The 12,667-nt window shown below is 58.3% G+C and carries 12 protein-coding genes; 6 read left to right on the plus strand and 6 right to left on the minus strand.

Annotated features, from left to right (window positions below; translation table 11 throughout):
• Positions 1-67 precede the first annotated feature (67 nt).
• Positions 68-697, minus strand: a complete 630-nt coding sequence (locus tag NKF26_RS09510; protein WP_253226489.1) for a helix-turn-helix domain-containing protein — start codon at positions 695-697, stop codon at positions 68-70.
• 172 nt (positions 698-869) lie between these two features.
• On the opposite strand from NKF26_RS09510, the gene NKF26_RS09515 reads away from it, so the two are divergent.
• Together NKF26_RS09515 and NKF26_RS09520 are read left to right on the plus strand one after the other, a co-directional pair.
• Positions 870-1,730 carry an ABC transporter permease gene (locus tag NKF26_RS09515; RefSeq protein ID WP_253226488.1) on the plus strand — a complete coding sequence of 287 codons (861 nt, stop codon included), beginning with the start codon at positions 870-872 and terminating at the stop codon, positions 1,728-1,730.
• Positions 1,730-2,626 (plus strand): ABC transporter ATP-binding protein, encoded by an 897-nt coding sequence (locus NKF26_RS09520; RefSeq protein ID WP_253226487.1) that lies wholly within the window; start codon positions 1,730-1,732, stop codon positions 2,624-2,626. Before NKF26_RS09515 ends, NKF26_RS09520 begins: the two co-directional genes overlap by 1 nt.
• A 35-nt stretch (positions 2,627-2,661) precedes the next feature.
• On the opposite strand, the gene NKF26_RS09525 is transcribed toward NKF26_RS09520, so the two are convergent.
• The 4 genes from NKF26_RS09525 to NKF26_RS09540 form a co-directional block, all read right to left on the minus strand.
• Positions 2,662-3,876: a S9 family peptidase gene (locus NKF26_RS09525; protein ID WP_253226486.1), complete on the minus strand. Its 1,215-nt coding sequence runs from the start codon at positions 3,874-3,876 to the stop codon at positions 2,662-2,664.
• Between the two features lie 105 nt (positions 3,877-3,981).
• A complete protein-coding gene (locus NKF26_RS09530; RefSeq protein ID WP_253234222.1) occupies positions 3,982-4,875 on the minus strand; it encodes an SAM-dependent methyltransferase in 894 nt (297 codons plus the stop codon).
• A gap of 210 nt (positions 4,876-5,085) precedes the next feature.
• Positions 5,086-5,724 carry a TMEM175 family protein gene (locus tag NKF26_RS09535; RefSeq protein WP_253234223.1) on the minus strand — a complete coding sequence of 213 codons (639 nt, stop codon included), beginning with the start codon at positions 5,722-5,724 and terminating at the stop codon, positions 5,086-5,088.
• Between the two features lie 143 nt (positions 5,725-5,867).
• The gene (locus NKF26_RS09540) at positions 5,868-6,458 is read right to left on the minus strand and encodes a 50S ribosomal protein L15e (RefSeq protein ID WP_066143802.1); all 591 of its coding nucleotides are present in this window, start codon (positions 6,456-6,458) and stop codon (positions 5,868-5,870) included.
• 209 nt (positions 6,459-6,667) lie between these two features.
• Here NKF26_RS09540 and NKF26_RS09545 point away from each other — a divergent pair, with 209 nt between their 5' ends.
• The 3 genes from NKF26_RS09545 (at position 6,668) to NKF26_RS09555 (ending at position 9,997) form a co-directional block, all read left to right on the plus strand.
• Positions 6,668-7,369, plus strand: a complete 702-nt coding sequence (locus NKF26_RS09545) for a hypothetical protein (RefSeq protein WP_253226483.1) — start codon at positions 6,668-6,670, stop codon at positions 7,367-7,369.
• A complete protein-coding gene (locus NKF26_RS09550) occupies positions 7,354-9,198 on the plus strand; it encodes a hypothetical protein (RefSeq protein ID WP_253234224.1) in 1,845 nt (614 codons plus the stop codon). Before NKF26_RS09545 ends, NKF26_RS09550 begins: the two co-directional genes overlap by 16 nt.
• A gap of 646 nt (positions 9,199-9,844) precedes the next feature.
• Positions 9,845-9,997, plus strand: a complete 153-nt coding sequence (locus NKF26_RS09555) for a DUF1328 domain-containing protein (RefSeq protein ID WP_082837798.1) — start codon at positions 9,845-9,847, stop codon at positions 9,995-9,997.
• Here NKF26_RS09555 and NKF26_RS09560 read toward each other — a convergent pair.
• Positions 9,980-10,897 (minus strand): serine/threonine-protein kinase RIO2, encoded by a 918-nt coding sequence (locus tag NKF26_RS09560; RefSeq protein WP_253226481.1) that lies wholly within the window; start codon positions 10,895-10,897, stop codon positions 9,980-9,982. The genes NKF26_RS09555 and NKF26_RS09560 overlap by 18 nt on opposite strands.
• Positions 10,898-11,316: 419 nt before the next feature.
• Between NKF26_RS09560 and NKF26_RS09565 the strand changes: the two genes are divergently transcribed.
• Positions 11,317-12,648 (plus strand): ABC transporter substrate-binding protein, encoded by a 1,332-nt coding sequence (locus tag NKF26_RS09565; RefSeq protein ID WP_253226480.1) that lies wholly within the window; start codon positions 11,317-11,319, stop codon positions 12,646-12,648.
• Positions 12,649-12,667 lie beyond the last annotated feature (19 nt).

Below are 12,667 nucleotides of genomic sequence, written 5' to 3' on the forward strand. Positions count from 1 at the left end.
ACTTAAAGTGTCTGCCCTCGGTCACGTCAAGAACTCCATCGAGACCGTCTACCGGACCCAAAATTTCTCACGAGGAGTCGCGGACGAACGACGTGATGATTCTCCCCTCGGCGCGGTTCAACACGTCCCCTGCGGTCGAGCGATGCACGTCGAGCACATCCGCGAGGTCGTCCAGCGTGCAACTCCGTGGCGTCTCGTAGTAACCGTGTTCGACCGCCGTCTCGACCACGGTTTGCTGGCGCTCGGTCAGGATGGCCCCTGTCTCGTCGGACTGGGTAAGCGAGGCGACTTCGTACCGAACGTCCGCCTCCCGAAGCGCCGAGACGAACTCCTGTATGCGCTCCATCGAGGTGGTCATCTCCCCGTGTATCCAGCCGTTGCGGACGGTTAGCGCCGCGTGGGGGACGCTTCCGGACGAGATTCCTGCACGGTGGGGGGCTGGCAATGGGATTCTGATCCTGACGAAGACCGCCGTTTCGGCGTCGTGGATTATCTCGTACTCGATGACGTCGTCGTCGCCTTCGAAGTACGTGGTTACGTCCTCCCCTGGCAGGTCCGGCGCTTCGAGGAGGACGAAAACGGTCCCGTCATCGACCGGATGATTGCCCAGCATTCGAAACGTCGTGTTCGGATGGTCCCGTGAGAGGCAGGCGACGGCTCCGATTTGAGGCTCCACTTTCGTGTGCACGGTCGGCATACCCGACCTCGGAATGGGACACGCATACCACTTATGAAGGTGGGGAGATATCGGAAAAAGGTATTTGCTCGTTCTCTTAGTAGCTACCTACGATGAACTCGGATTTGATTTCTCGATTCGATATCCTCCCTGCTAGTCGTTCGTTCCCGGTACGGTCAGGAGCGTGTCGCTGATGGCGTCGGTGAATTCCAGTTCCCCTGCCGTGCCCCCATCGGGTGGACCGACCGCCGTTCCGTGGGGGAAGCAGACGCTCACGTTCGCCAAACTCACGATACGAAGTCAGCTACAGAACCGACGCACGTTGCTGTTCGCGCTCGGCTTTCCGGTGATCCTCTATCTGCTCGAATCACGGATGTTCCTTACCGATACGGGTCCCGGGTCGCTCGCTGTCGGAAAAGCTGTCATGGCTATCGCATTCGGGATATTCGGCGCGTTCTCGGTTGCGCTGATCGGTTTCGCACGGCAGTTGAGCGAGGATATTTCGACCAAACGCTATCGCAAGCTCCGTTCGCTCCCGATTTCGCCCTCCGCGGACTTCGTCGGGCGGTTTCTGGGATGTTTCGTCGGCGCCGTCTTTACCGACGCAGTCATTCTCGTCATCGCCGCACTCGACGGCGCTCGGTTCGACGCGTTCGGTCCCGTTTCGGTGCTCGTCATCCTCACTACCTTATTCTCGTTCTGTCTAGTGGCGATGGCGGTCGCAACGCTCATCGCAATCCTCCTCACGGGCGACAGCGTCCCGCAGATTTCGAGCTTTGTGATGATTATCGTGTTCTTCATTACCGGATTCAATGGGATGAGCGTCTCGTTGCTACCATCGAACCTCCAGGGTATCGTCAACTACGTCCCGAACTCGCTCGCCGCACGCTTCCAGATGGCGTATCTCGTCGGCGACGCGGCGAGAATGTCCTCGACGCCGCTTCCAAAGGGTATCGAATACGTGGGACTGCTCGTCCTGTACACCGTTATCGGCGCGGCGGTTGCCACGGTGCTCGTTGGTCGCTTCATCTACGCCGGGGAGGTCGGTGAGTGATGACCGAAGCCGCCATTTCGGTTCGGGACCTGAAGAAGTCGTTCGACGGGGCTACCGTGCTCGACGGCATCGACCTCGATATTCCCGCCGGTGAGGTGACGCTCCTGATGGGCGAAAACGGGTCCGGAAAAACCATCCTGCTTTCGTGTCTCGCCGACGGTCTCCACCCGACGAGTGGGTCGATTTCAGTTTTCGGATCGTCCGCGGACGACACCCGCTCGAACATGAGTTTTATGCTTCAGGGTGGGCTCCTGTTCTCGGAGCTCTCGGGGCGATCGAACGGTGAGTTCTACGCGGACCTTCACCCGCACGGCACCGACGACTGGGAGAAAATCGCCGAGCGATTCGACATCGCGGACAGTCTCGACGACCCGGTCAACGACTACTCGGGTGGGATGGTTCGCAAACTAGAACTCGCCATCACGTTTGGTGTGGACGTTCCGTTGTATCTCCTCGACGAACCGACGGCGGAACTCGACCTCTCAGCCATCGACCTCGTTCACGCACTCATCGAGGAACGGCGGCGCGACGGGCACACGATTGTTCTGTCGAGTCACACGCCGGCCGACATCCAAATCGCCGACCGAATCGCGTTCGTCCGGGATGGTAAAATAGCGGCGACTGGTTCCCCCGAAGACCTCCTGGAAACGGTGCCACGCGTCGCTCTCGCGCGAACGCGCACGGTGGCCGAATCACTCCGCGAATACGTCGTCGAAGATCAGATGTTCCAGAGCCACGAGGGGCGACGCGGCTTCATCGACGGCGAGATGGACGAAGCGACGCTGCCTGACGACGTTTCCATCGCCGAACCGTCGTGGACGGACCTGTTCAACTACTACGCGCACATCGACGAATCGGCGGTTAAACATGCCGAAGCAGTCCCCCAACGCCAGTAGAAAATCTTCCGTCTTCCTGATCTCACCGTTCGCAATCACCCTTTGTGTCCCACGACGCTGTCAAGCCAGTCGAACGTGCGTTGGTGATAGAGTTTGCGCCCGTGCATTTCACAGTGGTCGCCAGCACCTTCGGCGGCCGTGAACCGTTGCAGTTCCTTCGGGCAGTTGAGGGCGTCGTACAGTTCTCCAGCGGCGGCTGACAGCTGATCGTTTTCAGCTTGGGTAACGAGGGTTGGACATTCGATTCGGTCGACGCGGTCTTCGAGCGTGTACTCCGCCGTCGCTCGAAGGTAGTCCATAACGGAATCGACCCCGTGTACCCACAGACCGCGCTGCTCGATGGTCCACGTGAGTTCCGGCGACGCCTCGATGGCGTCGAACATCGGCTCCAACTCGTCCGAATCGACGTCGGGCAGTCGGTCGGCCACGTCCTGCGGTACCCCGACGCCGACGGCCATCCCCTTCATCATTTCGAGCAGGTCCCACAGCCCCGGGTCGGCGATACACGCCGCCAGCCGATGCTCGCTCGCGGCCGCTCGCGGGGCGAGATACCCGCCGAAACTCCAACCGGTGAGTGCGATTCGCTCCGAATCGACTTCCGGACGGGCAACCGCGTAATCGACGACGGGTGTGACCACCTGTTCCCAATCCGGGCGCATGGTGAGCCCCTCCTCGATGAGCGGCCCTCCCTGTCCGGGTCCATCGAAGGTAAGACAGTTGTACCCTCGACGGACGGCCGCGACGGCGTGGGCGAAGTGCATCTCCTGAATCGTCGAATCGTATCCGTTGGTGGCGATGACGGTCGGCCGAGGGTTGTCGGAGTCATCGACGCGGTAGAAGTAGCCGGGAAGCGTCGTTCCCTCGTACGGGATTTCGACCGGTTCGACTGGCGGGTCGAACAGCGCGGCGGCGCTTCGAAACGCGTCCGTTTCCTTCTCGAACGCTTCGACGAGTCGCTCGTCGGTGGGCGCGCCGTACAGAAACGGGTAGGCCGTTCGATAGTAGTTGGAGGCTCGGAGATACGCCTCCCGCGCGCTGACCGCGTGGCCACCGTCCTCACTTTCTCGGGCGATAGCGGCGACGCGGTCGGCGGTTTCGGTCCATTCGTCGTACCAACTCGTCCGGTCCCCGTCGGTGATTCGTTCGGCGGTCGTCAGACACTCGCCGAAATCAGCGCCGCCGTACACGGCGTGCAACAGCGCTCGTTCGGTCCATTCCTCGAACATGGAGTCGTCGAATTCGATTTTCATAGCTCCCCCCGAACCACTCGGTATAACAGGACGCACGGGCGCATAACGTTGCGGGCGATACTGAGGGAATGGATGGCCTGTAACGACCGAATAGTCCCTCTCGATTCACTCCTCGCGCGTGGCTTCGAAACAGTACTCGATGGGATACACCGACAGGTTCGGCCGGTCGGGAAGGTACTGTGCTCGGAGATGGCGCATCTGGCTGAGTGCGGTGAGTTCGAAGCCGTGATCGTCGAGTTCGTCCGAAAGTTTGCCGGACTCGACCACCCAGTGCCACGGCTCACCGAGTCGATCGAGGAACGTCGGGCTCCGGCTGGAGTTCGCGCTCTCCAGCCAGTCGGGTCCGTCGGCCATCGCGTTCGGATTGATCGCCGTCCCGACCAAGTGACTTCCCTCGCCGGTGTGCTCACGGACGGCATCGAACAACTCCCTCACTTCCGCTTCTGAGAGATACATCAACAACCCTTCCGTGACGACCACCGTGGGCTCGTCCGGATCGTAATCCGTGTCGGCGTCCAGGGAACTCATCGGCGCTCGTTCGGTGAAATCCTCCGAGCAAAGGGTGAGATTCGACCCCTGTTCGACGACGCGCCGCTTTACTCCCTGCGTCGCCGGGTGGTCTATCTCCCAAAATCGGACGTCCGGGTACTCCCGTCGAAGACGCGGGGCGAGCGTATCAAGCCCGGCACCGAGGACGACTACCTGAGAACAGTCGGAGAGGTTCGCCCGAACCGCGTCTTGGATCCACCGCTTTCGAAGGACCGTCTGGGCGATTACTCCCGGTGGAATCCGGGCGATGAGCCGTCTGAGGACGAACTTCGGCAGCCGATGAAACAGCCGAGCACCGGTCCCCGTCCAAGTATCGAGGCTGCGGAAATAGCGGGACGTTTCCCTCCCGGCATCCGGCGGCAGTACTCCCCCCAACACCGGATGCACGCTGGAAAAGACGACATTGGCGGCGACGTACTGGGCCGTCTTGCTCGGTTGACCGTCCTTCATTTCCCATTACAACCGAGCCGTGCACTATGAATGGTACAGATACCGGTCCGGTTGCGGGTGGTCCGCGGACGAAAGCCGTTCGATCAGTCCGAACGCCTCCTACGAGTTCGTTCATGACGATTCGATATCGCGATATCTGATTTATCCTCCCTCTCGTCGTCATCAGCGAACGCCAACCCAACCTCTGTGAGGCGCTCGAAATCCGCGTTTCTACCCGATCAATCGCTCCCGAATCGAATCGGCGAAAAAGAGGAGGAACCACGAGTACATCGCCCACTGTGCGTTTACGAGCGCTATCAGCATCGACCCAGCGAAGACGGAGGCGGGGGTGAGGATGTCGTACGTCACTTCGCGCACTTTGTCTCTGTCGATAGTCGTATCGAGCAGGTCCGACGTCCACGCGTATCGCCAGAGGACGGTGAGGGCGATGCTCGTCAGCGTGATGGTTCCGGCGTAAACGATGACGGGAACACCTCCCGAAAAATCGCCGATCAACGAGGTGGAGAAGGGGATGAACGCGATGAACATGAGATAGATGATGTTCAGCCAGAGGAGCTTCCTGTCGTAACTTTCGACGTCCTCGAAGATGTCGTGATGGACGATCCAGTAGTTCCCGATGACGAGAAAGCTGATGACGTAGCTCAAAATGTCCGGCCACTCGTTCGACAGTTGGCTCACCGCTACTGCCGTCGCCTCGGTCGATTTCGGCACCTCGATGTTCAGTATCAACAGTGTGATGGCGATGGCGAAGACGCCGTCGCTGAATCCCATGAGCCGGGCCATCCCTTCCGTCCGCTTCTGCAACTCAGTCTCCTCTTCCAAATCCGATTCTCCCTCCGAATCCCCCATTGCGTACGACGGACGACTGCCGACATGATAGTCCTTGAGATGGTTTCGGCGGTAAGCCGTCCCTAAGGGTCCTCGCGGAACAGGATGGCAGGTGCTCTTCGGTCGGTGAAAAATCGAAAAGGTGTGTGGAAACGTCGAACGCGTTACTTGCCGCGGCCTTTGCCGCTGTTGTTGCTCGGTCGGGTGTGTTCGGTACCCTTACCGCGCTGTTGGAGACCGCGGTTGCGCTGTCCTGCACTCGTGAGACCCCGGTGGGCACGGCCACGGTGGGAGTCGTCACAGATCCAGTTCAGGTCCTTGTCGTTCTGGATGGCGGGGTGCTCGGGATCCACGAGGATCACTTCGTGCCACTTCTGGCTTCCGTCCTCGCCGACCCAGTAGGAGTTGAGGACGCGGAGGTTCGGGTACTTCTTGCTGACTCGCTCCTCTGCGATGCGCTGGATGTTCTTCCGCCGACCGAGGCGGTTGACACCCTGGCGCTTGGAACGGCGTCCGGCCTTGTGGCGCTGTTTGCGCGCGCCACCCTTGCGGACACTTGCGCGTGCGACGACGATGCCCTGCTTGGCCTTGTAGCCGAGCGAGCGGGCGCGGTCGAGGCGGGTCGGGCGGTCGACTCGCTCGATGGCACCCTGTTTGCGCCAGTCCTGTTTTCGTTGCCACTGGAGTTCGGCGAGTTTGCCGTCGTCCGGGTCCTTCCACGCGTCTCGAATGTGGGAGTAGAAACTTTTTGCCATGGTCTATCACCACGGGCGTTGAGTGGTTCAGCGTGACGACGATTCGACATCGAACCGGCCACGCCACATTCCGTCCTGCGGTCGCAGGTGCCCACTGGTGCCCGTCTTCCAGCGAGTTATCGATTGTTCCCGGTTGGCGGGTTTAAGGGCTTCGTCTCGTCGGTCGCAACCAGAGCAGTTTTATCAAATTACGTGGAAAACTATGTAAGATGAAAGGAGATCTGCCGTTATTCCGGGACAAGGAGGACGTGTATGCGTTTCGAGAACACCTCGAAGCGCTTCGGCAGAGCGGCAGTAACCTCCTCGTCACGGGTGAAGTATCTCAATGCGTGACCAACCGGGCGTCACGAACCCTCTTCGGCGACGATATGAACGACCGGAAGCGAGTCCTCGCGCTCACCGACGCTGGCATCGCGACCGCGGACGAACATTTCCCGAAGACCGTCTCGTACGACGATTCCTCAGTGTGGCTCATCGACCGTGGCAACCGACGCCGCGCCATGCCAGAGGCCGCGTCGAGTTTCGGTGACGAACTCCCGCCGCTCGACGGCCACAACGGACTGCACGAACTCCGCGAGGAGATCGTGACCGCAATTGGGTTCTACGACGACGACGCCGGTGGTGTCTCCCCCGCGGAATTGCGGCTCTGTGTCGATTCGCTGAACTACCTCGTGGACGAGCATCGTCTCCCGGCAGTCAAGCGATTCCTGCGCTCCGTCGGTGCCGTCACCAAGGGCGTTCGCGGGATGGCCCACTACCACCTCCCCATGCCGGACGACGCCGACCTCGTCGCGAAACTGTCGCCGCTGTTCGACGCCCGTATCGAACTCCGCCAGCAGAACGGCGACGACCCTGACCACCGCTGGCACGTCCCGGAACTCGGCACGACGACCGCGTGGGTAGACCTCTGACCGCAGTTCACTCAACAACCGTGGAACCACAGTTCACCCCATTGCTGGGAGACCCCGGCATCGAGATTTACGACCCAATCGAGAAAGTTCGGTTCGAACTGCGCACGCCGCGCCCGGTCGAACCGACGCCAGCGGACACTGACTCGTTTTACTATCCTATCGACTCGGCGGTGACCATCGAGACGGACGAAATAGTCTCACCGGTGTTGGCGAGCGTTACTGTGTATTCTGGGAATGGTGAGTTCGAGCAAGATTTCACGCCCAACAGTGATACGGAGCTTTCACTTGATGGGAGGCCGCGGTACTTGCAAATCAATGGTCTGTCAATAGTCGTCTACTTGTCTATCTCCTCTCTGGTTACGATCAGAAAAGGAAAGAATTCGATTCGTCTCTCGTTCGACGAAACGACGGTTGTCAAGGTCGGTGCACGGTCGTTCCACGAGTCGCCACAAGGGACCGTTACCGTAACTGGATCAGTTCAAGACACGATGCGTGCACTCTCGACGTTCGGGTCCGCGCTCAAGATGACGACCCCTGACCGTGCTCATCCGACACTTCGAGGGCATCCGCCGCTTCTAGAACTTGGCAACGAATTCCACGTTCCGGATTCCATTCAGCGGCCGAATACAGATGTGCAGCTCGAACTCCCGCTGACACACGAGAAAGTCTACCCAGCGGCATCGCTGGCGTACTACCTCGGCGCGGAGATCATCCCGACGGGCGGCGAGCCGACATTGGTCGCCGGGAACTTTGAGTACTCGCTACTGGCCGACTGTACCTACGAGGACACGATTCACCGACTCCTCCGGCAGATCGTGTTCTTCGACTGTTTGGTCAACACAGAGGGGATCGTGAAATCCGATCTGTATGAGCGAAATCGGGTCGAGCCGCTGCTTGATTTCGACTTCGGAGACGTATACGAGCGTTCGCTTCCCGAGCAGTTGGAGACGTACCTTTCGGTTTCGTACGAGACGATCTCCGAATACGTTCCAACGTGGGGGGTTACGACGGACGTGACGCCGGTCGAAAAATACGCAGAAGTGCTTCCATTTCTTGCTTTCGACCTGTCCCAAATTCGGAGCGCGCCGGTTCGGTCCTCGGAGCAGGTGGTGTCACAGCCCCAGATACTCGACAACTTCTATCGAGCGGGATTTACGAGGGAGGAACGAAGGGATACCGCGGTTGAGCTTTTCAGAGGGACGAGCAGCCAAACCCGCTCCGAGACAATCGTTCACCCCGACCCTGTAGAGTCAATCGAACATGCGTGGGTCGGTGACGGGTTCCCTTTGGGGGCGAATAAACTGACGGTCGATACACTCAAACGTCGATTCAACTACGCAGCACCTAACAAATCCAGCATCAGTATCTGTGTTGTCTGCAACGATACGAAGATGTCTGATGAGATAATTGAGAAATTGTACGACTTTCGTGAGTTGGTCGAATATGACGTAAAGGTATGTCACAATCAGACCGTTTCGGAACTTCGTGATATACTCGAAACGCCCGTTGATCTATTTCATTATATCGGTCATGTAGATGAGAATGGATTCATCTGTGTTGATGGCAGTCTCGATGCGCGTACGCTTGATACTGTTGCCACCAAGGTGTTTTTTTTTGAATGCCTGTTCCTCGTACGAGCAGGGTATGTCGCTGATCGAAAAGGGGAGTGTGGGTGGCGTGGTAACGCTGACCGATGTTCCAAATACAACTGCCACCCGAGTCGGTCAAGCATTCGCCGGTTTGCTCAACGCTGGATTTTCCCTTCGGACGGCGTTGTCGATTGCTCGTCGGGAAACTGTCTCTGGCTATCGGTATATCACGCTAGGTAATGGGGGTAGTTCGTTAGCACAACCGAGTGGAGGTGTTCCTGGTTTGACATCGATTACTACAACCAATAAAAACACCTACCATGTTAAACTGGAAGTGTACCCTAACAGTTTATGTCGACTTGGTTCCACGTATTCTATTAATGTTTTTGGTACTCGGTCACGAAATCTTGTTTCGAATAGCGAATATTTTGAAGACGTAACATCTGATGAAGTCACAGAGTACCTTACTGTAGAATCGCTGCCAGTTTTAATTGATGGCCAATTTTACTGGAAGACTGAAGAATATTTTGAATAAGACTCTATGGTCCTCCTCTCGCTTCGTGACCAGCGGCCAACACAGGCACAGTCTGCATCATCAACAACGTCATCATGAACAAAACGCCGATCATTCGTGGGTGCTGTTCGAGGTATTTGGCGACATCTTGTCGTGCCATATACACACAATATTTCCCACATATTATCAATTTATTCAATCTATTTTAACAAGAAAATAATTATTGGAAACCTCATCTCCTGTGATAAAATCCGATTTCGGCCACAAATAACATCCCTACCTTGCTAATTCAGCCCAACATACCATATAATTAGCTGTCCAATGGATACCCATGTATCTTGCACACAGATACGTCAGCGGGGTGAGCCACTGATGGCGCTTCTGGCACTCGCGGTTGCGTTCGTCATTCTCGCCATCATCGCTGCCGTGCTCGGCGCGGGTGGTATCGCTGGTATGTCGATGAATATCGCCAAGTGGCTGGTAATCGTGTTCCTCGTACTGGCGGTGCTATCGTACGTCTTCTGAGTACGCGCGAACCGATTCGAACTCGTTTTTTTGGATGGCGTCCGCGACCGCCGATACGTCCACGTCACTGACTAGCCGCGGGTACTTCCGCTCGAAGAACCCGACCACGTTCCGAACGTCGCGTTCGAGGAACTCCGCCGCGTTCTGGTGGTCGGTCGGGATGCCCTGGGGCCAGTCGAAGATGGTGATTCCCTCGCTGTTGACGAACACGTTGTACTCGCTCATATCCGCGTGCACGTAGCCTGCTTGGTAGGCGTCGCTCACTTCACGGAGCACGAGGTCCAGTACGGGGACGACCTGCGCGTCCTCGAACTTCGAGCGCGCGAGTTCGACGCCGTCGATCTTCTCCATGATGATCGCGTGGCGGTTGTGGTCGATGGGGCGCGGGACGCTCACGTCGGGGTACAGCGTTTCGAGGATGCCGTACTCCCGCTCGGCGGCCTTCCGGGCCGTGTAGAGCCACGAGACGTGCTCGTTGTCGGAGGTGTAATCGCGCTCCTTCATCACCTCGCGGAAGTTCGTGTACCCCTCGCGGTGGTACTTCAATGCGAGCGGCCGGAACGACTGTACCTCGTACACGTCGCTTTCCTTCCCGACGCCGAGCGGCGAGCCGACGCCCTGAATCGTCTCGCGTTCGGAAAACGTCCGGAGCGCGAGCGCGTCGTATCCCTCGAACGTCAGGGTGTAGCCCTCGTACTGAATGGTCTTGCGCTGGAGCAGTTCGCGGTCGAGACAGCGGTCGATTCGGTACTCGACCTCCTCTGCGGTCAGCCGTGAAAAGTTTGGAATCTTCTCCTTTTGCACCCATTCGCTGAAGCGCATCCCCTGCTCGACGCCGGAGAGGAGATAGAAATCCTCCGGCTCCAACTCCGCCATCTCGGGTGCGACGTTCCGAACCATCGCGTTCGCCTACTCGTCCGGCGCGTAAGGGCGTTGCGCCACGGCTCGACGGGAACGGTCGGTCGAAAACAACCTGTAAGTTGCCCGTCGAACAGTACACCGTCTGCAACACGACGTTGGACGGAACGTTCGCGGGACGTGGCGGACACATGGGAACGCGCCGTTCGAAGCCGGGAGCGCGCTGGACGGACGTTCTTCAGTCTCACCGGGTCGTTGTATCACGTCTCGAAAAATGTCGGATGATCGATCGGCAGGTCGCTGGTTCGGACGGTTCGACGCTCCGTTTTTCTCGAGATGTTCGAGAACGGAACCGTGACTATCCCATGCATCCTATCGAAATAGACGACTACGTATGATTATGTACTCTCCACATAGAGCTATTACAACGCCTTAAGTACGGTTGTTCGAATCGGCAGGTAATGACGAACGATTCCACTCGTCGAACGTTTCTCGCCACGAGCGCTGCGACCGGTGCAGTGACACTCGCCGGTTGTGCCGGTCAATTGACCGGTGGAAGCTCCACGACCACCATCAAGTTCTGGCACGCGATGGGTGGCGATACCGCGAAGCTGTTGAAACAGATGGGATCGGATTTCGAATCCGACCACGAGGATGTCTCCGTCGAGGTGACCTCGAAGGGAAGCTACCGCGAGACGCTGAATTCGACCCTCTCGGCGGTCAAAGCGAAAAAACCCCCGGCGGTCGCACAGATCTTCGACATCGGGACCGGACTGGCACGAACCAGTGATGCGTTCGTCTCCGTCCAAGACATCATTCCGTCGGATAATATCGACTACGACAACTTTCTGAACCCGGTTCTCAATTACTACCGTATCGGCGACACGCTCAATTCGATGCCGTTCAACTCCTCGAATCCGGTGCTGTACTACAACAAAGACGCCTTCGAGAAGGCCGGTCTCGACCCCGAGAATCCCCCGAGAACCTTCCAAGGGATCACGGATGCCTCCGCGAAGTTGATGGACTCGGGTGCGACGAAAAAGGGAATCACGTGGCCGAACCACAGCTGGTTCGTCGAGCAGTGGATGGCGGAGCAAAACCAACTACTCGTCGACGAGAAGAACGGCCGTGCGGGTAATCCGACCGAAATCTATCTCGAAAGCGACGCGGCAAAGCGCATCTTCAACTGGTGGACCGACTTGTACGATCAGGGTGCATACCTCAATCCCGGTATCGAGGCATGGAGCGCCGCGAAACAGGCGTTCATCGCTGGAAAAGTCGGGATGCTCATCACCTCCACTTCGGGTATCTCCTCCACCACGGCGGGCGCGAAAGAGAACGGGTTCGAGATGGGAACCGGCTACTTGCCCGTCCCGAAGGGGAAGCGAAAGGGCGTCGTCATCGGCGGTGGTTCGCTCTGGGTCCCGAAGGGCCTCTCGGACGCCAAACAGAAGGCGGCGGCGGACTTCCTCGTGTGGCTCACGAAGCCCGAACAGCAGGTTCGATGGCACAAGAACACCGGTTACTTCCCGGTTCGAAAGGAAGCCGTCAGCCAACTCCAAGACAACGGTTGGTTCGACCAAAATCCCAACTTCAAAACCGCGTTCAACCAGCTTCAGGCCACGAAGGACACGACGGCGACCCGTGGTGCACAGATGGCACCGTTCGCAAAAACCCGAACGATCGTCGAGAAGAGCTACGTGAGTATGATCCAGGGTACCGGCGTCGATAGCGCACTCGCCAGTGCGAAGAAGGACGTCGAATCGGAACTGGCCCGCTCGAACGGGAAGTAACTCTCGAACTCAGTATTCT

This window comes from Haladaptatus sp. AB618 (assembly GCF_024136965.1).
Taxonomy (GTDB): domain Archaea; phylum Halobacteriota; class Halobacteria; order Halobacteriales; family Haladaptataceae; genus Haladaptatus.